The following is a 19165-nucleotide window of genomic DNA, read 5'->3' on the forward strand; positions in this document are numbered from 1 at the left end:
CAAAACAATAGCTGCCAGCGCTTGCCAGACAAGCGCTGGCAGCTATTTTCATTACTAGATTCGAGTCAAGCACATGCAAGCCCTCTGGATGGTCCTGGCCGCGTTCCTTTTTGCGACCATGGGTGTGTGCGTCAAGTTCGCGTCGGCGCATTTCAACTCTGCCGAACTGGTCTGCTACCGCGGCCTGATCGGCATGGCCTTGCTCTGGGCGCTGGCTCGCTCGCAGGGCGTGACGATGGGCACACGCTACCCCGGCATGCACGCCTGGCGCAGCCTGATCGGCGTGACCTCGCTGGGCTCTTGGTTCTACGCCATCGCCCACCTGCCGCTGGCCACCGCGATGACGCTGAACTACATGAGCAGCGTGTGGATCGCTGCCTTCCTGGTGGGCGGCGCGCTGCTGACCTGGCGCCCCAGCGGCGCGCAGCCGCGCCCTCCCCTGCAGGCCACCCTGGTGCTGACCGTGATGGCGGGCTTTGCCGGTGTGCTGATGATGCTGCGACCCAGCATTGGCGACAACCAGGGCTTTGCCGGGCTGGTCGGCCTGCTGTCGGGCCTGACTGCCGCCTTCGCCTACATGCAGGTGATGGCCCTGTCGCGCCTGGGCGAGCCGGAAACCCGCACCGTCTTCTACTTTGCCGTCGGCTCGGCCGTGGCGGGCGGCGCCGGCATGCTGCTGACCGGCACGTCGGACTGGCCCGGCTGGCCCGCGCTCTGGCTGCTGCCCATCGGCGCGCTGGCGGCTGGCGGCCAGCTGTGCATGACGCGGGCCTACGCCCGCGCCCTTACGCCGCGCGGCACGCTGGTAGTGGCCAACCTGCAGTATTCCGGCATCGTCTTTGCCGCTTTCTTCAGCGTGGCGCTGTTCGGCGACGTGATCCCGCCCATCGGCTGGATCGGCATGGCACTGATCGTGGCCAGCGGTATTGTCGCCACCGTGCTGCGGGCGCGGGCCGCGCCGGGCGCTCCTGCGGAAGAGCACTAACCAATCGGCTGCCACCGGGCTGGCACCGGGCTCGGCCTGCGCACCGCACGTCCACGTCGCCAGACCGAACAGAACACCGGTGGCGGCACCGGTGCACTGTCTGGCGAACGCCCCGCCAAGGTGAACGACGGACAACCCGACGTCCGCAGGGCGCCGTCTGGCATGGGCCGCACCTGGGCGGTGCCACAATGGTCTGGTCATCGACTCAGCCGTTCCACCATGACCTCCGCCCACACCACGCTGATCTCCGTTTCCGAACTGCAAGCCCTGATCGACAGCGGCCGCCCGCGCATGGTGTTCGACTGCAGCTTCGATTTGATGCATCCCTCGGCCGGGGGTGCGCAATACCTTGAATCGCACATTCCCGGTGCCTTGCACGCGGACCTGGACCGCGACCTGAGCGCCAAGCACGGCGCGCCCGGTGCGGGCGGCGTCATCGTCGCGGCGGAAGGCGACGAACCCGCATCCGGCGGGCGCCACCCCCTGCCCAACCGCGAACGGCTGGCCACCTGGCTGTCGGGTATCGGCTTCACCAACGACATGCAGGCGGTGGTCTACGACCGCAATGGAGCCAACTACTGCGGCCGACTCTGGTGGATGCTCAAGTGGGCCGGCCATGACGCCGTGGCCGTGCTGGACGGTGGGCTGCAGGCCTGGGAGGCGGCGGGCAAGCCGGTGGCCAGCGGCGAAGAGCCGGCGCATTTCCAGTCCAACTTCCGGCTGGGACCGCCACTGCGCAGGCTGGTGACCGCCGATGAAGTGCAGAGCCAACTGGGCCAGGCGAGCCAGACCATCGTGGACGCGCGCGCCGCGCCACGTTATCGGGGCGAGGTGGAGCCGCTTGATCCGGTGGCGGGCCACATTCCGGGCGCACTCAACCGCCCCTTTGGCCAGAACCTGGGGGCTGACGGCCTGTTCAAGCCGGCGGACCAACTGCGTGCCGAGTTTGACGCCCTGCTGCAGGGCCGCCCCGCCGCCAGCGTGGTGCACCAGTGCGGCAGCGGCGTGAGCGCCGTGCCGAACCTGCTGGCCATGGAAGTCGCCGGCCTGGGGCCGACCGCGCTGTTTGCAGGCAGCTGGAGCGAGTGGTGCAGCGACCCGGCCCGGCCGGTAGAGCGCGGCTGATCCGCCTGGTCGCCCACGCAGCCATTTCCTTGCCACTTCGCCCCGCCCATCCATGCGCGCCGTCTGCTACTTCGGCCCCGCCCGTCGCAACGGCAATCTGGCTGTACCGCCTGAAAGCCTGTTGGCCGCCTGTGCGGAATACGCCCACCGCAGCGGCCTGACCGGGCTGCTGGCGGTGGCCGAGGGCTACTTTCTGCATTTTCTGGAGGGCGACGATGCCGCCGTGCGCGGGTTGCTGGCGCGCACCACCGCGTACTGGAACCATGAGGCGCCCACGGTGCTGTTCACCCAGCGGATCAACGAGCGCACCTATGACCAGTGGAGCGTCGCGCTGGTGCAGTCGTCGTCGGCCGCTGCAAGCGACACCAGCGAGCGCCTGGCCACCATTCGCGGCTTTCTGACCAGCCAGCGGCTGGCGGCGGTGACCGACGCGTTCCGCTACTTCCTGACGCCCAATCGCGCGCCTCGGCCAGCCGCCGCGCAGGCCGGCCACAGCGGTACAGGCGGCTCAGGCGGCTCAGGGGCGGTCAAGCAAGTGGCTGTTTTCAGCAATTCCGTGTTGTGGTTTCACCCCATCTTCAGCCATCTGGCAGACCGTTTCGGCACGCAGGCCTGCTCGCTGAAAATTTCCGACACCGGCCGCAATGCCGATACCTTTCCGCTCGACTACGCCGACGTGGCCAGCGACGCGACCGGTGCCGTGCGGCTGGTGGGCATCAGCGAAAGCCTGCTGGGCTCTACGCTCGCGTCGCCACTGCTGCGCAACGTCGACCTGGTCGTCTTTCTCATGCGCCGCAGCGGGCATGGCAGCGACACCGAATTCGTCACGCGGGCGCTGGCCCACCCCATGGTCCGCCAGGCGCATCCCGAGGTGTTGTTCATCACGCCACCAGGGCGTACTGAGTTGTCTGCAGCGCTGCGCGAACTGGCCCAAGCCGTTGGTTTCGCGTCCACCGAAACCGCCGGGTCGGTGCTGGCGGGCGGGCCGATCTGGGCGGCCATGCAAGCACGGCTGTCGGTGATGCAGCCCCGCCCCGTGGTGCGCCGCGGAGTGGCGCTGGACATCGACCTCTCGGAGCCCTGGCCGCCCGTCACTGCACGCTGAATCCGGAGGTGGGGTCTGGATGTTTTTAGCGCCGCAGTTCAGCGCTGCTGGCGCATCGGCATGCGGTCGACCTCGTCGAACACCGCCTGCAGGTCGACATCGGCGCCTTGCTTCATCTTGACGCCCCCATCCTTGCCCACCAGCAGGAAGGTGGCAGGCCCGCGCGCATCGACTTGAAGGGCTTTGAGCAGCGCCTCGGTCTGTTGGGGCGTCAGGGCCCGGTCGTTGCGGGTGCCCTTGCCCGACACCACCGTGTACAGCGCCATGTCGCGCTCACGAAAGGCCTCGCGGGCAGCCGTTTCCTTCAAGGCCGATCGCACCTTCGCAAGCAATGGGTCGCCCTCTTGAGGAACCACTACCACCACGGGCCGCGTCTTCCAGCGCTCGGCGATCAGCGGGTTGCTGTCGGCCAAGGCGGCGCTGGCGGGCAAGGCCAGGCCCAGGGCAATGGCTGCGTGTTGCATCAATTTCACGGGTTGGCGCTTCATGCGGCCAGTCTGGACGGGCTCGGCTGCACAGTGCGTCGGACATCTTCGCAACGCGCACGCCGCGGGTGTTCGCCGGTGCGGTTTTTTACAGCTCGCCACTGGAGGCTCTGCCAACATGCGCCTCTCTCGTTACATCAGGAGACTGGCTATGAAATACGTCGATGGATTCGTGGTCGCAGTACCGGCTGCCAACAAGCAGCGCTATCTGGAGCTGGCTACCCGCGCTGCCGAAGTCTTCAAGCACTATGGCGCCACACGCGTGGTGGAGTGCTGGGGCGACGATGTACCGGACGGCAAGCTGACCGACTTTCGCGGCGCGGTGAAGGCCGAAGAAGGCGAGATCGTGGTGTTCTCCTGGATCGAATATCCGTCGCGCGAAGTGCGTGACCGGGTCAACCAAGAGGCCATGAAAGACCCGCGCATGAGCGGCATGGAAACGGACATGCCGTTCGACGGCCAACGCATGATCTTCGGCGGCTTCGTTCCGGTGCTGGATGCCTAGAACATCGAGGCGCGCGTCGCTGAGCGCGTGAGGCGAACCGCCTTCCCGTACAAAGCGCCGAAAGCGTTTTTTCCATCGCTTTCCGAATGCGAACCATTCGCAAGCTCTAGAATGCAGCGGCCCGCGCCTGCCGCGCGGAGCCAGCCATGCGCGAGCTGACCAGTCACGGCGCCCCGCACCAGTCAACGGGCGGCGCGGCAACGTGAACACACGCGGGCCAGCTAATCCATTTCCATGCCAAAAATGCCTGTAGCGCTTGATAGATAAGCGCAGATAGCTATTTTTTTCATAGCGCACTGCAGGCCAGCGTTTTCGTTTTTTCAACCCTTCGGAGCCTTCTTCATCATGAACCGACGCATCACCCCGCTGATCCCTGCACTGCTGCTTGCCACGCTTGCCGGCGGCGCCCAGGCCCACCAGGTGTGGATTGAGGCCAGCGGCAACCAAGCGCGCCTGCATTTCGGTGAATACGCCGACAACCTGCGCGAGACCTCGCCCGGCCTGCTCGACAAGTTCGACGGCGTGCCGGTGCTGGAACAGCGCGCAGGCGGCCAGACGCAGCGCGTGCAAGGCCAGCGCACGGCCAGCGCGTTCACCTATGCCCTGCCCGCCGCGGCCGACACGCTGGTGACCGAGGCACCCTACCCGCTCATCGACCGCAGCAAGAACAACAACCAGGCCGCCCTGCTGTGGCGCCCGGCCGCACGCTGGGTGGCCAGCCTGAACCAGGCCGTGGCCCCCACCGCCGCGCTGGACGTGGTGCCCACCGGCAAGCCCGGCGAGCTGCGCGTGACCTACAACGGCGCGCCGCTGCCCAAGACCAAGGTCACGCTGGTGTCTCCATCGGGCTGGTCGCGTGAAGCCGCCACCGGAGCGGACGGCGCGGTGCAGTTCGCACTGCCCTGGAAGGGCCAGTACGTCGCCGAAGTGCACCACAAGGACGCCACGCCGGGCGAGCGCGCAGGCCAGAAGTACGGCGAATCCAGCTTCGTGACCACGCTGTCGTTCGTGCAGGCCACTGGCGTGGAATCGCCCGCACTGCCGGCCGCCCCTGCCAAGTGATCGCCTCTGTGGGGCTGTGGCGCCCCGCTGGGCAAGATCTGAATGAAATAGGCCTCTAGCGCTTATTCAGCAAGCGCTAGCAGCTATTTTTTCAATAGCAAACTAGCGCCCAAAGATCATTCGCAGCCCCAGGCCCACGAACACCGCACCCGCCACCCGGTCCAGCCACAGGCCGGCGCGGGGGCGGCGGTTCAGCCAGGCGCCGATGGTGCCGGCAAAGTAGCCCAGCAACCCGAACAGCATGGCCGCCTGCGCCGTGAACAACAGCCCCAGCAAGCCCAGCTGCAGGCCCACGTCGCCCTGCGCCGGCACCACGAACTGCGGCAGGAACGACAGAAAGAACAGCACCACTTTCGGGTTGATGGCATTGGCCAGCATTCCCTTGAAGAACAGCGCCCGCAGCGATTGCACCGGCGCACCGGAGGCATCGACCCGCGCGTTACCCGTGCCACCCGTACTGCGGAGTGCCTGCACACCCAGCCACACCAGATACGCCCCGCCCGCCCACTTGAGCGCGGTGAAGGCCCAGGGCGATGCCGCGATCAGCGCGCTGACGCCCACCACCGCCAGCACCGTGTGGCTCAGGCACCCCAGAGCGCAACCCAGCCCGAACACGATGCCGCGCAAGCGCCCGCGCGACATGCCCATGCCGAGCACCATCAGGTTGTCAGGGCCGGGCGTGGCGGTGATCAGCACGGCGGCGAGCAGGAAGGCGAGGGTCTGGGCAAGTGTCAGCATTGGGCAATCATAGTTTCATGCCCCCTTCCACACCTCAATGACAACGGCCCGCAACCGGCGCCAAGCGGGCGCTGATTGCGGGCCGTTGCAGGCTGGCGGACCGTCTGGTCCGCCGCGGATCACACGTTGGTGATCGACACCGCGCGGGTGTTCAAGTGCGCCTCGATGGCCTCCGGGCCGCCTTCCGATCCGTAGCCCGAATCCTTCAGGCCGCCGAAGGGCAGCTCGGCCGACGGCGTGGCCGGCTGGTTGATCCACAGCATGCCCACTTCCAGGCGCTGCGACAGCAGATGCGCGTGCTTGAGCGAGCTGGTGAACGCGTAGCCGGCCAGGCCGTAAGGCAGGCGGTTGGCTTCGGCGATGGCGTCTTCGATCTTCTCGAAGCCGCGCACGGCAGCCACCGGGCCGAAGGGCTCTTCGTTGAAGATGCGGGCCGTCAGCGGCACGTCGTTCAGCACGGTGGGCTGAAAGTAGTTGCCTTCGCTGCCGATGCGCTCGCCACCGGTGGTGACCTCGGCACCCGTCTGCACGGCATCGGCCAGCAATTCAGCCATGGCCGTCACGCGGCGCGGGTTGGCCAGCGGGCCCATCTGCGTGCCGTCGGCCAGGCCGTCGCCCACCTTCAGGCCTTGCGCGTGACGCGTGAGCGCCGCGACGAAATCCTTGCGGATGCTTTCATGCACCAGAAAGCGCGTGGGCGAAATGCAGACCTGGCCCGCATTGCGGAACTTGGCGCCGCCCGCGGCCTTCACAGCCAGTTCCACGTCGGCGTCGTCCGCCACGATCACCGGCGCGTGGCCGCCCAGCTCCATCGTCACGCGCTTCATGTGCTTGCCGGCCAGCGCCGCCAGCTGCTTGCCCACCGGCGTCGAGCCCGTGAACGTGACCTTGCGGATGATGGGGTGCGGGATGAGGTAGTTCGAGATTTCGGCCGGGTCGCCATACACCAGGCCCACCGTGCCCACCGGCACGCCCGCATCGGCGAATGCGCGGATCAGCTCGGCCGGGCTGGCCGGGGTTTCTTCCGGCGCCTTCACCAGAATCGAACAACCCGCGCCCAGCGCGGCGCCCAGCTTGCGCACCACCTGGTTGATCGGAAAGTTCCAGGGCGTGAACGCAGCTACCGGGCCCACGGGGTCTTTCAACACCAGCTGGCGCACGTTCAGGTTGCCGCGCGAGGGCACGATGCGGCCATAGATGCGCATGCCTTCGTCGGCAAACCACTCGATGATGTCGGCGGCCGCCATGGCTTCGCCCTTGGCTTCGGCCAGCGGCTTGCCCTGCTCTTGCGTGAGGATGCGGCCGATGGTCTCGGCGCGCTCGCGCATCAGGCCGGCGGCGCGGCGCATGATCTTGGCGCGCTCCACGGCGGGCAGGTCACGCCAGGCTTCGAAACCCTTTTGCGCCGCCTCCAGCGCCCGGTCCAGGTCGGCCTTGCCGGCATGGGCCACGCGGCCGATTTCCTGGCCGTTGGATGGGTTGTGCACGGCGATGGTCTTGCCGTCGGCCGCGTCCTGCCATTGGCCGGCGATGAAGAGTTGCGTGTTGGGATAGGTCATTCAACTAGCTCCTGATGGGGTTTTGAAGGGGGAGAAGACGAGGCGGGTGCCGGGCGGTTCGGGAGCCCCAGGACCGCGCCTGTCTGCGGCGAGCCATGCATCGCGGCAAGCGCGATGGCAACCGATGACTATAGGCCGGTTGCCGCCCCTGCGCAGGCGTTCGCGCGACAACCCTTTGTAAGCAACCGCCGCGAAAGAACGGCGCGGCGAATGACGGCAGCACGCAACGCCGGCCCTCTGAGACCGTATTCTTTAATGCGAAAAGTTCTCAACCGCAATTAGAATTCCGGATTGGCCTGCGTCGGCATGTCCCTGTGCGAGCCATCTCTCATTTCTGACCTAGCCACCCGCTGCCGCTTGGACTTTCGGGAAGCCAACTCTTCCACGCCGTGTCGTTGCCGGCAACGACGGAAAGCCATGCATGCGCTTGTTCCCCTTGAATGCCCTCACCACGGCCGCTCTACTTGCGGCCGCAGCAGCCGCTGCCACCGCGCACGCCCAGACGGCTGCGCCCACCGCGCCCGGCGCAGTCCTGCCCGAGGTCAAGGTCACCGATGCGCCCCAGGGCGAAGCCACCGAAGGCTCGGGCCAGTACATCACCCGCGAGATCAGCGTGGGCAAGCTGGTGCAGTCGCCGCGCGAGACGCCGCAGTCGGTCAGCGTGATCACGCGCCAGCGCCTGGATGACCTGAACCTGACCAAGCTGGAAGACGCCGTCAAACAGACCACCGGCGTGAACGTGACGCGCCTGGACGGCGCGGGCAACTACAACAGCATCCAGTCGCGCGGATTCGACATCGGTGCGGTGCTGCTCGATGGCGTGCCCATTCCGCAGGGCGCCAACTTCGCCACCGCCATGGACACCGCCATCTACGACCGCATCGAGGTGCTGCGCGGCCCGTCCGGCCTGCTGCAGGGCGCAAGCGAGCCCGGCGGCACCATCAACCTGGTGCGCAAGCGCGCGCAGTCGGCGCTGGGGCTGAACGCCAACGTATCCGCCGGTTCGTGGGGCATGCGCCGCGCCGACGTGGACCTGACCGGTGCGCTCAACGCCGCCGGCACGCTGCGCGCCCGCGTGGTCGCCGTGAAGGACGACCGCGACAGCTACGTGGACACGCTCAAGAACGACAAGACGTTGGGCTACGGCACGCTGGAGCTGGACATCACCGCAGACACGACGCTGTCGGTGGGCCACACGCGCCAGAAAATCCGCGCCACGGTGGACCAGGGCCTGCCGGCCTATGCCGACGGGCGCCTGCCCGACGTGCCGCGCTCCACCTTCGCAGGCCTGGTCGCCAACCGGCAGGACCTGGACAGTACCGATACCTTCGCCGAGCTGGAGCACCGCTTGGCGGGCGGCGGCATGGTCAAGTTCGCAGCGCGCGACGTGCACCGTGAATCGCTCTACCAGTCGGCACGCGCCAACTCGGTGCTGGCGGCCAATGGCAACTACCAGCTGCAGAAGGTCAACTTTCAGCAGGACGTGCAAGACCGCAACTACGATCTGTACGTGACCTCGCCGCTGTCGCTGCTGGGCCGCACGCACCGCTTTCTGCTGGGCATGAGCCACACGGAAAACGAAAGCCTGGACGGCAATTCGGTCTTCGGCCAACCCAGCACCGCCAACCTGTTCAACCCGCAGTACGACCTGCCTTACCCGTCCATCACGCTGCCGGGCTACCAGACGGCCACGAAACGCACCGAAAACGCGCTGTACGGCCAAGCCCAGATCAGCGCGACGGATCGCCTGAAGGTGCTGGCCGGCGCGCGCCTGTCGTGGGCCAAGGCCGAAACACGCACGCTGAGCACGGGCCAGAACACGGCCACGGCCGACCCGGGGCGGCAGTTCATTCCGTTCGTGGCGGCCATCTACGAACTCAACGAGAACCTGTCGGCCTACACCAGCTATGCCGAAACCTTCGTGGTGCAGTCCAACCTGGACCGCGCCGGGCAGTTGCTGACGCCGCGCTCGGGCTCGCAGATCGAGGCGGGCGTGAAGGGCGAATTTTTGAACAAGCGCCTGCAGGCGCATTTCGCCGTCTTCCGCATCCTGGACAAGGACCGCGCCGTGGCCGACCCGGACGTGACAACGGCATCGGTCGCGGGCGGCAAGGTGCGTGCGCAAGGCTTCGAGACCGAGGTGAGCGGCCAGGTCGCGCCCGGCTGGGACATGCTGGCCGGCTACGCCTTCACCGCCACCAAGTACCTGCAGGCGCCGGTCGCGCAGCAGGGCCAGGTGTTCAGCCCCATCACGCCGCGCCACAGCGTGAACCTGTCCACCCGCTACGCCTTTCGCAACGCCACGCTGCAGGGCCTGAGCGTGGGCGGCGGCTTGAACTACCGCAGCGAATTCTTCGCGCAAAGCGGCGCGCTGCGCATCACCTCGGGTGACTACACGCTGTTCAACGCCCAGGTGGCCTACCAGATCAACGACAAGCTGGCGGTGAGCCTGAACGTGGACAACCTGTTCGACAAGAACTACTACGAGAAGGTGGGCAGCCTGGGCCGCCAGAGCTTCTACGGCGAGCCGCGCCGCGTGACGGTGGCGCTGAAGGCGCGCTACTGATCGGTTGGGTGCGCGCGGCGAGGCGGTTCATGGCGGTTGATTGTTGCGGGTTAACGACCTGCCAACGCACGCCGTCGGGCGAGGGCTGCCGTCAGAGCGAGCCACCGCCCGGCATCCATGGCATTGATTTTTAATAAAAACAGGCTGTAGCGCTTATTCCATAAGCGTATACAGCTATCAATTACACAGCAAACGGCATGCTCCGGCGTTCAGCACCTGGGGTGTACCGCAGCCATCCCTCGGCCATCCGTTGCCCCACGCCATCGGTCGTTCAACCCTTTGCATCCCTCACACCATGTCCTCTGCACACACTCGTCCTCTTCAGTGCCCGCGTGCCCGGCGCTTGCCGCTGGCCCGCATGGTGCCCACGTCGATCGCGCTGTTGTGCGCGATCGCCGCATCGCCCGCCCGCGCCCAGGCCACGAATGAACCCGTGGCGGAATCCACGCTCGCGCCGGTGACCGTCAAGGCCGGCGCCGAGCAGGAAAACCCCACCGCGCCGGTCAGCGGCTTCGTCGCCAAGCGCGCGCTGTCGGCCACCAAGACCGACACGCCACTCATCGAAACGCCGCAGGCCATCAGCGTGATCACCCGCGACCAGATGGAAGCCCAAGGCGCGCTGACCCTGCGTCAGACCACGGCCTACACCGCCGGCATGGTGTCCAACTATTTCGACAGTCGGCAAGACACCTTCAAGGCGCGCGGCGGCGACGTGACGCAGTACCTGGACGGCATGGTGCGCTTCATCGGCTACTGGAACGACACGCGGCCTGACCCCTACACACTGGAACGCGTGGAGTTTTTGCGCGGCCCATCGTCGGTGCTGTACGGCCAGGGCAGCGTGGGCGGCGTGCTCAACCTGACCAGCAAGCGCCCGCAGGCCGAGCCGCTGCGCGAGGTGCAGGTGCAAGTCGGCAGCCATGCGCGCAAGCAGATCGCCGCCGACATGACCGGCAAGCTCACCGAAGACGGCCAGTGGCTCTACCGCCTGGTGGCCGTGGGCCGCGACAGCGATACGCAGGTGAACCATGTGCGCGACGACCGCCTGGTGATCGCCCCCTCCGTGACCTGGAAGCCCAGCGCAGCCACCTCGCTCACGCTGCAGTTCACGCACCAAAAGGACAAGAGCGGATCGCTGATCGGCTTCTTCCCATGGCAAGGCACGCAACTGCCGAGCCGCTACGGGCAGATTCCCACCTCCACCTTCATCAGCGAGCCGGGCTGGGACCGCTACAACTCCGAAAGCACCACCTGGGGCTATCTGTTCAGCCACCAGATCGACAGCACGTGGACGATGCGCCAGAACCTGCGCCGCAGCGTGGGCGAGGTGGACTACCGCACGCTGTACACCAGCTTTGCCGCCAACGCCGCACTGGGCCGGCCCGCTCGCCCGGTGTTCAACGCCGACGAGCGCACCGTGCTGCGCGACGCCTCGTGGACGCTGGGCAGCTCGCGCATGCTGCTGGTCGATACGCAGGTCGAAGGCAGGCTGAGAGTGGGTGACACCGAGCACGTGTTGCTGGGCGGCATCGACGTGCAGCGCAACAATTGGGGCCAGCAGACCTGGCGCGCGCTGGCGCCCTCCATCGACGTGTATGCGCCGGTGTACGGCAACTTCACCACGCCGTCGGCGTCGGCCCTGACGCGCGTGCCCAGCGTGGAGCAGCGCCAGCTGGGCTTCTACGCGCAAGACCAGATCAAATGGGGTGCATTCACGACCACACTGGGCCTGCGACACGACCGCGCCCAGAGCGACACCGAAGGCCGCCCCGCAGCGGCTGGCGACGACAAGGCCTGGACCAAGCGCCTGGGCGTGACCTACCAGATGGCCGGCGGCTGGGCGCCTTATGTGGGCTATTCAGAATCTTTCCAACCACTGGGCGGGGCTGACTTCTACGGCACCGCGTTCAAACCCCAGCGCGGTGAACAGTGGGAAGCCGGCGTGAAGTGGCAACCCGAAGGCCGGGGCCTGTCGGCCTTCGCTGCCATCTACCAGCTTCAGGAAAAGAACCGCAAGACCAACGACCCCACCAACCCGCTCAACAGCCTGCAGATCGGCGAAGTGAAAACCAAGGGCTTCGAGACCGAGATGACCGCCAGCCTGGCCCGCAACTGGGACTGGACCGTGGGGTATGCCTACACCGACGCCGTCATCTCGCGCAGCAATGCCGGCGACCAGGGCCTGCCCGTGGCCAGCGTGCCCAAGCACACGGCGTCGAGTTGGCTGATGCACCGCTTCGCCGCCGAAGGGCGCGGCGGCTGGACCGTGGGCGCCGGCCTGCGCTACACCGGCTCGCAGTGGAGCGGCACCAGCGCCATCACCACGCCATCGGCGCTCATCACCGACGCCCTGGCCGCCTACGACGCCGGCAGCTGGCGCCTGGCCTTGAACGTGACCAACCTGACCGACAAGGTGCAGATCACCCAGTGCCTGGCACGGGGCGACTGCTTCTACGGCCAGCGTCGCACGGTCACGATGACGGGTACGTATAGGTTCTGACAGCGAGCATGCCCCCCGCTGGAGCTGATGCCTGCGCGCCCTGCACGCACTAACTGCACGCAAGCGCTGCAGGCTGTGAATCAAACCGCAGCAAAAACCAGCGCTAGCGCTTGACCGAGAAACCTCAAAAGCTATCGAAACGAGAGCAAAAGCCAAGGGCCCCTGCCGCGTTGCGGACAGGGGCCCTTTTCATTGCGTAACGGTGCAAAGGCGCACCGGGGGTGAAATCAACCGCGCTGCCACCCAAAACTGCGGCCCATTCGCTGGGTGCGCCATGCATTCAGCCCAGCCGCAGCCGCCACCAACAGAGACAACAGCAGCACGCCCCATTGCGACAGCGTGGGGATGCCGACCGCGCCGCCACCGCCGACGGCCAGCGCCAGTGCCACACCGCCTGGGTCAGAAATGGTGCCGTTGATCACCAGATCATCATCACCCGAACCGCCATCGGTGAACGCCAAGCTCACTGTGTTGCCGTTGATGGTTGCGCCAGCGAGGACATGCCAGTGGGGCGCGTTCTGGCTCGGCGTGGGGCCGTACTTCATGTACACACCGCCCGCTGGAAACGGTTGCGGGTAGGTGAGCGTGACCGTTACCGCCGCCCCGTTCGGGCAGCCGTCCACCACCACATCGAACAAGCCTTGGTTGAAGGTGTAACCCGAAATGCTACCGGGCGGAGGCGAGGCAGCCGATCCCGTGAGCGCAATGAAATCCGCACGGTCAAAACCGCAGCCCGCGGGGCCTGCCAGACTGGCTGTGACAAGGCCTCCTCCGGCTGGGCTGTTTCCCGTTGCTGTCGTCGGACGCGACCGCGTCACGGTCACCGTATAGGTTTTGGTGGTGACCGCATCGGGTGCAGTGACGACCACCGTGATAGCCGTATCACCAAAGCCCAGCGCAATCGGAGCCGACGCAGCGCCGCTGGCAGTGGGCACGCCATTCACAGTGGCGGTGCCGCCCACAGCCGTGGGGGTGATCGCCACTGACGCAGCGCCAGAAGGGACTGTGGCCGTGTAGTTGATGGTGGCGCTGGCGAATGCAGGACTCAACGTGCCGCTGGACAAACTCAACGCAGACAAATCAGCATTCGACGACACGGCGCGGGTGACGGTGACGGTGTAGCTGCGCGGCGAGCCGTCCTGTGCCGTCACGACGACGATGATGAGATTGGCGCCCACGTTCAATGGGATCGCACCCGAGGCCGCGCCGCTTGCGACAGTGACGCCGTTGACGGTAACGGAGGCGCTGCTGTCAGCCACGGTGGGAGTGAAGGTGATCGCGGTGGTCGTGTTGGGCACGGTGGCGGTGTAGGTTTGCTGGGCCGCGCTGAACACGGGGTTCAGGGTGCCGCTCGACAGCGCCAGCAAGGCCAGGTCGTTGTTGGTCGAGATCGCGCGCGTCACGGTGACCGTGTAGGTCTTGGTCGTGCTGTTCTGCGCGGTGACGACGACCGTTACCGTGTTTGAACCGGTGTTCATGGCGATGGCGCCGGAGGGGTTGCCGCTGGCCACGGTCGCGCCGTTGACCGTGACGGTGGCGTTCGGCTGGTTGGCCGTCGGCGTGACCGTGATGCTCGCGGTCGCGGCCGCGATCGACGCGGTGTAAGAGGTGGTACCGGATGCGAACGCGGGGCTTAGGGTGCCGCTGGACAAGGTCAGAGCCGACAGGTTGGCGTCGCCCGAGCCGGCGCGGGTCACGGTCACGGTGTAGGTCTTGGTCGTGCTGCCGTCTTGGGCCGTAACGATGGTGGTGACGATGTTGGCGCCGACCGCCAGCGCGATGGCGCCCGAGGCGTTGCCGCTGGTGGTGGCCACGCCGTTGACGGTGACCGAGGCGGTGGGGTCTGCCACGGTCGGGGTGACGGTGAGCGAGGTGGTGGCGTTGCCCACGCTGGCCGTGTAGCTGGTGGTGCCGGCGGCGAAGGCCGGGCTCAGGGTGCCGCTCGAGAGCGACAGCGTGGACAGGTCGGCGTCGTTCGATGGCAGGGCGCGGATGATGTTCAGGGTGTAGCTTTTGGTGGCGCCGTTCTGGGCGGTAACGACAACGGTCACCGTGTTACTGCCCGGATTCATCGGGATGGCGCCCGAGGCGGTCCCGCTGGCGACGGCTACCCCGTTGACAGTGATGCTGGAGGTGTTGGCGGCCGCGGTGGGGGTGATGGTGATGCTGGAGAAGCCGGCCGCGAGGGAGGCGACATAGCTGGTCGTGCCCGACGCGAACACCGGGCTCAGGGTGCCGCTGGAGAGATTCAGCGCGGACAGGTCGTTGTTGGACGAGGCGGCGCGGGTCACGGTCACGGTGTAGGTCTTGGTGGTGGTGCCGTCCGCCGCCGTCACGACGGTGGTGATGGTGTTACTACCCACTGCCAGTGCAATGGCGCCCGACGCATTGCCGCTGGTGGTGGCCACGCCGTTCACGGTGACACTGGCGCCCGCGTCGGCAACCGTGGGGGTGACGGTGAGCGAGGTGGTGGCATTGCTGACGCTGGCCGTGTAGCTGGTGGTGGCCGCCGCAAAAACGGGCGCCAGGGTCCCGCTGGACAACGACAGTGCAGACAAGTTGACGTTGGCAGAGGCGGCCCGCGTCACGGTGATGGTGTAGCTGAGCGGCGTGCCGTTCTGCGCAGTCGCCGTGACCGTGATGGTGTTGGCACCCACTGCCAGCGCAATGGCGCCCGATGCGTTGCCGCTGGCGGTGGACACGCCGTTGACCGTGACACTGGCGGTGGCGTCGGCCACGGTGGGCGTGACGGTGATCGACGTGGTGACATTGCTGACGCCGGCCGTGTAGCTGGTGGTGCCAGACGCAAACACGGGGGCCAGGGTGCCGCTGGACAGGCTCAGCGCGCCGAGCTGCGCGTTGCCCGACGTCGCAGCGCGGGTGACCGTGGTGGTGTAGGTCTTGGTGGTGCCGTCCTGGGCGGTCACGACGGTGGTGATGGTGTTGTTGCCCACTGCCAGAGCAATTGCCCCCGACGCATTGCCACTGGTGGTGGTCACACCATTGACAGTGACGCGCGCTGTGGCGTCAGCCACGGTAGGCGTCACGGTGAGCGATGTCGTGTTGAACGGCACTCCGGCAGTGTAGGAAGTGGTACCCGAAGCGAACACAGGGCTCAGTGTGCCGGCCGACAGCGCCAGGCTGGAGAGGTTTGCATTGCTGGATGGCGGAGCAGCGCGTGTGATGGTGATGGTGTAAGTCTTTGTGGTTGTGCCGTCCGTTGCCGTGGCGACGGTGGTGATGGTGTTACTGCCCACATTCAGGGCGATGCTGCCCGAGGCGGCACCGGTGCTGACAGTCACACCGTTGACAGTCACGGTGGCGCCCGGGGTATCGACGGTGGGCGTGATGGTGGTGCTGGTGGTGGCATTGCCTACGGCCATCGTGTAGCTGGTGGTAGCCGCATCAAAACCAGAGTTAAAGCTCCCTGCCGACGCTGAGAGCGCGGTCAGATCTGCATTGCCGGTCGGGTTCACAAAAACGAAAGTATTGAAGCCTTCCCGAAACAGCGTATTGGGCGTACCAATGCCGCCATCGCTCGTAATGCGGATCTCATCGATATTGCGGAATCCTGCTATTGGCAAGTTGATGACGGACGAGAGACCGCTGGGGTCAGCTGTGAATTGCGAGGTAGCGCCTGGTGCTCCGTTGCGGTAGGCAGTCGCGGTATATATGGAGCCAGCGCCTTGAGCGTCCTGCATGCGAAAGCTGGACACACCAAACAGACGGTTCAACTGACTTTTGATAATGAGCGCTCCAACGGTCGTCCCCGTATCAAAAATCAGCATCGAGCCGCCGGGGCCGCCCAGGTTGAAATTTGTGACATTGCCGGTGGGAGTGTTGCCCGCGTTGGCAAAGTAAATCTCATATTCGATATTTGGAAAAGAGAACTGGGAATTGGGGTTGCTGTCCAAGAACTTTGTCACGGTGAAGCTGTTGTTGTCCAGGTTCGCCGCGATCGAAAAGGTGCCGGCCACCGTCGCCAACACATGGCGGTAAGCCGGAAAGTCCAGCGGAGTGCTGCGCAGCGGGCCTGTGAGACTTTCCAATAACCAGTCGCCGTCCAAAAGGGCATTACCCGTCAGGTTGGCGGACGCGGCCACATGCGCCCCTGTCGCCTCGCCCAGCATGTTGATGAACCGCTGCCCCTCGCTGCCCTGCGCCACTTCGCAGCCGTACAACAGCAAGTCCGCATCAGGTCGCAGCGATGAGCGAATACGCGCCAGGTCGCCGCTGCGCTCCATCAAGGTGTCCCGATCCAGCGTCAATGAGCCCAGATCCAGCGCGCCGCTGGCACCGTGTGAAATGAGATGCACCGCAGCTAGCTGCTGTCGGTCTTTGAGCGCATCGGCCATCTCACGCAGACCATCAGCCTTGGCATCGAGTACGACAACCTCCAGCGAGGCACTCGCGCTGTCCCTCAATTGCTGGTAGTCCGGCACATTGTTCACAATAAACAAGATGCTGGAGGGCTCACTGACTGGTGCCTTGTGCGCCGCAGCCTGGGCAGACGTGACGTTACTAAGCAGCCATCCAAACAACGCGATGAAACAAAACGCCCGCCAGTAGGCGAAATTCCGGGTGATTTTTTTCATGGGGCCTGCATTGCAACAATCAGTAAGTGCGCGCAGTAAATCACGATATACCGGAAACAACCACATTTTAATTTCGCAACGGCCACGGCACTTTCTATGGTGCAGCGCCGTCAAGGCATCGCTCGCGCCATTCAGCTGAAAACCAGACCCATGACTCTTGTACTGGCCTTTCACACACTACCGTCCCGGCTCACCACCAGCGCTGATGTCATCCCTGATCGAAAATTACGCATCGGCGAAGACACCGATCAGTTCTGCGGGGCTGGCGGGGGTTTCTTCCGGTGCATTGACCGGGGTGGAGCGGCGGACAGCGTGCGCCCCCTCGTTGATGCGGCAGCTTCATAGCGTGAACACTGTCAAGGCCCGCGGGGGCTGAGCCTGGTTGCGCAGCGTGCGGCGCTTCGGCAGACTCAGCGTGAATGGTGGGTATCTATCCAACGACTACCGCGAAGCTGCGGCCAACTTGGCCGGCGAGTCATCGCCCCAGCCCCCGCCCAACGCGCGAATCAACCCCACCGTCGCCGTCTGCTGCGCCGTGCGTACCTGCAGCGCCTGGCGGCGGTTGCGTAGCTCGCTGCGGCGCGCGTCCAGCAGTTCCAGCTGGCTGACCAGGCCGTTGCGGTAGCGCGAGTCGGACAGTTGCGTGGCGCGCAGGGCCGACTGCACAGCGCGCTCTTGCGCCTCGGACTGGCCGGCCAGCAGGCGCAGGGCGCCCAGCTGGTCTTCGACTTCGCGGAACGCGGTGAGCACCTGGCCCTTGTGCGCCGCCATGGCGCCTTCCAGGCGGGCGCGCGCGCCCTCTTCCTGCGAGGCGCGCTGGCCGCCGTCGAAGATCGGCAGCGACAGCAGCGCACCAATGCCCCATGACCGGGCCGACCACTTGAAGAGGTCGCCCAGTTCGGGCGACGCGAAGCCGCCGTTGCCCGTGAGCGTCACCGCCGGAAACCACGCCGCATGCGCCACGCCCAACCGCGCCTGCGCAGCGAGCACCGATGCCTGCGCGGCGGACACGTCGGGCCGGCGCGCCAGCACGGTGCCCGGCACGCCTGCCGGAATCACAGGCAGCGTGGCCTCGCGCGCCACAGACGGCACGGTGAAGCCGGTGGCGACTTCGCCCAACAGCACGGCGAGCGCGTTGCGCAGCAGCACCTGCTGGCGTTCCAGCGCCAGCGCTTCGGATTCGGTGGATGCCACTTCCGTCTGCACACGCGCCAGGTCCAGCTCGGCCACATCGCCGGCCTGATAGCGGCGCTGCGTGAGCCGCAGCGTGCCCTGGTAGGCGTCCAGGCTTTCCTGCACCAGTGCGCGTTCGGCCTGCAAGGCACGCAGTTGCAGATAGGTCTGCGCCACGTCGGCCTGCACCATCAGGCGCGTGCTTTGCAGCAGGGCATCGCGCGCCTGGGCATCGAGCCGCGCGGCATCGCTGGCCTGGGACAGACGCCCGAACAGGTCGAGCTCGTACGACACGTTCAGGCCGGCCGTGGCCACCGTTGCGGGCGTCGGCCCGTTGGTGGTGTTGGCACCGGCCTGCCGCGCCACACCGGTGGACGCACCCAGCTGCGGCGCGCGGTTGGCATCGGCCGAGCGCAGCAGCGCGCGGGCTTCGGCCAGCCGGGCGGCCGCCTCCTGCACGCTGGTGTTGCCGTCAGCGGCACGGCCGACCAGGTCGTTCAGCACCGGATCCTGAAAACCCAGCCACCAGGCGCCGCGCGGCTGCGCCTCCGCCGGGTCGGCAGTGGTCCAGTGGTGGGCCGTGTCGGCCACGCTGAAGCGGGTGGGCACGGCCACGCCGGCATGCTCGGGCTGCGGGGTGACGGGCGTGCCCATGCAGCCGGCCAGCACCAGGGCCGCCACCAGCGGCACCAGCCGCACCGCCCGGCGCGCAGTGACGGCCGAGGTATCGAAAGAAGACAACATCAGATGGGCATTCATTGCAAAGA

The 19165-nt window shown here is 66.5% G+C and carries 12 protein-coding genes; 7 read left to right on the top strand and 5 right to left on the bottom strand.

Going from position 1 to position 19165, the window contains the following annotated elements; all coding sequences use genetic code 11:
- The first annotated feature begins 73 nt into the window (after positions 1-73).
- The 3 genes from RQI28_RS11690 (at position 74) to RQI28_RS11700 (ending at position 3215) form a co-directional block, all read left to right on the top strand.
- Positions 74-985 carry a DMT family transporter gene (locus RQI28_RS11690; RefSeq protein ID WP_311222768.1) on the top strand — a complete coding sequence of 304 codons (912 nt, stop codon included), beginning with the start codon at positions 74-76 and terminating at the stop codon, positions 983-985.
- Between the two features lie 219 nt (positions 986-1204).
- Positions 1205-2110, top strand: coding sequence for a sulfurtransferase (locus RQI28_RS11695; protein ID WP_311222769.1), 906 nt, complete (start codon positions 1205-1207; stop codon positions 2108-2110).
- 52 nt (positions 2111-2162) lie between these two features.
- Entirely contained in the window at positions 2163-3215 is a 1053-nt protein-coding gene (locus RQI28_RS11700) for a BLUF domain-containing protein (protein WP_311222770.1), read from the top strand.
- 38 nt (positions 3216-3253) lie between these two features.
- On the opposite strand, the gene RQI28_RS11705 is transcribed toward RQI28_RS11700, so the two are convergent.
- Positions 3254-3703 (bottom strand): DUF4174 domain-containing protein, encoded by a 450-nt coding sequence (locus RQI28_RS11705; RefSeq protein ID WP_311222771.1) that lies wholly within the window; start codon positions 3701-3703, stop codon positions 3254-3256.
- 148 nt (positions 3704-3851) lie between these two features.
- Here RQI28_RS11705 and RQI28_RS11710 point away from each other — a divergent pair, with 148 nt between their 5' ends.
- On the top strand, positions 3852-4205 hold the full coding sequence (locus RQI28_RS11710; RefSeq protein ID WP_311222772.1) for a DUF1428 domain-containing protein: 354 nt from the start codon (positions 3852-3854) through the stop codon (positions 4203-4205).
- A gap of 345 nt (positions 4206-4550) precedes the next feature.
- Entirely contained in the window at positions 4551-5267 is a 717-nt protein-coding gene (locus tag RQI28_RS11715; protein ID WP_311222773.1) for a DUF4198 domain-containing protein, read from the top strand.
- A 102-nt stretch (positions 5268-5369) separates the two neighbouring features.
- Here the strand turns inward: RQI28_RS11715 and RQI28_RS11720 are convergent, their stop codons facing one another.
- Positions 5370-6005, bottom strand: coding sequence for a LysE family translocator (locus tag RQI28_RS11720; RefSeq protein ID WP_311222774.1), 636 nt, complete (start codon positions 6003-6005; stop codon positions 5370-5372).
- A gap of 119 nt (positions 6006-6124) precedes the next feature.
- Entirely contained in the window at positions 6125-7564 is a 1440-nt protein-coding gene (locus RQI28_RS11725) for an NAD-dependent succinate-semialdehyde dehydrogenase (protein WP_311222775.1), read from the bottom strand.
- A gap of 421 nt (positions 7565-7985) precedes the next feature.
- Between RQI28_RS11725 and RQI28_RS11730 the strand changes: the two genes are divergently transcribed.
- Positions 7986-10130 carry a TonB-dependent siderophore receptor gene (locus RQI28_RS11730; protein ID WP_311222776.1) on the top strand — a complete coding sequence of 715 codons (2145 nt, stop codon included), beginning with the start codon at positions 7986-7988 and terminating at the stop codon, positions 10128-10130.
- 358 nt (positions 10131-10488) lie between these two features.
- Positions 10489-12630 carry a TonB-dependent siderophore receptor gene (locus tag RQI28_RS11735; protein WP_311222881.1) on the top strand — a complete coding sequence of 714 codons (2142 nt, stop codon included), beginning with the start codon at positions 10489-10491 and terminating at the stop codon, positions 12628-12630.
- Between the two features lie 227 nt (positions 12631-12857).
- On the opposite strand, the gene RQI28_RS11740 is transcribed toward RQI28_RS11735, so the two are convergent.
- Positions 12858-17399, bottom strand: a complete 4542-nt coding sequence (locus RQI28_RS11740) for an IPTL-CTERM sorting domain-containing protein (RefSeq protein ID WP_311222777.1) — start codon at positions 17397-17399, stop codon at positions 12858-12860.
- Between the two features lie 267 nt (positions 17400-17666).
- Complete coding sequence (locus RQI28_RS11745) at positions 17667-19142, bottom strand: efflux transporter outer membrane subunit (RefSeq protein ID WP_311222882.1); 1476 nt, start codon at positions 19140-19142, stop codon at positions 17667-17669.
- Between the last annotated feature and the right edge of the window lie 23 nt (positions 19143-19165).

Source organism: Acidovorax sp. WCS2018Noco2-16, from assembly GCF_031843945.1.
Classification (GTDB): Bacteria; Pseudomonadota; Gammaproteobacteria; order Burkholderiales; family Burkholderiaceae_C; genus Paracidovorax.

Excerpts from the sequence above, each read along its gene's own strand:
- RQI28_RS11690 (WP_311222768.1), top strand. The coding sequence starts at position 74 with ATGCAAGCCCTCTGGATGGTCCTGGCCGCGTTCCTTTTTGCGACCATG.
- RQI28_RS11695 (WP_311222769.1), top strand. The coding sequence starts at position 1,205 with ATGACCTCCGCCCACACCACGCTGATCTCCGTTTCCGAACTGCAAGCC.
- RQI28_RS11700 (WP_311222770.1), top strand. The coding sequence starts at position 2,163 with ATGCGCGCCGTCTGCTACTTCGGCCCCGCCCGTCGCAACGGCAATCTG.
- RQI28_RS11705 (WP_311222771.1), bottom strand. The coding sequence starts at position 3,703 with ATGAAGCGCCAACCCGTGAAATTGATGCAACACGCAGCCATTGCCCTG.
- RQI28_RS11710 (WP_311222772.1), top strand. The coding sequence starts at position 3,852 with ATGAAATACGTCGATGGATTCGTGGTCGCAGTACCGGCTGCCAACAAG.
- RQI28_RS11715 (WP_311222773.1), top strand. The coding sequence starts at position 4,551 with ATGAACCGACGCATCACCCCGCTGATCCCTGCACTGCTGCTTGCCACG.
- RQI28_RS11720 (WP_311222774.1), bottom strand. The coding sequence starts at position 6,005 with ATGCTGACACTTGCCCAGACCCTCGCCTTCCTGCTCGCCGCCGTGCTG.
- RQI28_RS11725 (WP_311222775.1), bottom strand. The coding sequence starts at position 7,564 with ATGACCTATCCCAACACGCAACTCTTCATCGCCGGCCAATGGCAGGAC.
- RQI28_RS11730 (WP_311222776.1), top strand. The coding sequence starts at position 7,986 with ATGCGCTTGTTCCCCTTGAATGCCCTCACCACGGCCGCTCTACTTGCG.
- RQI28_RS11735 (WP_311222881.1), top strand. The coding sequence starts at position 10,489 with ATGGTGCCCACGTCGATCGCGCTGTTGTGCGCGATCGCCGCATCGCCC.
- RQI28_RS11745 (WP_311222882.1), bottom strand. The coding sequence starts at position 19,142 with ATGTTGTCTTCTTTCGATACCTCGGCCGTCACTGCGCGCCGGGCGGTG.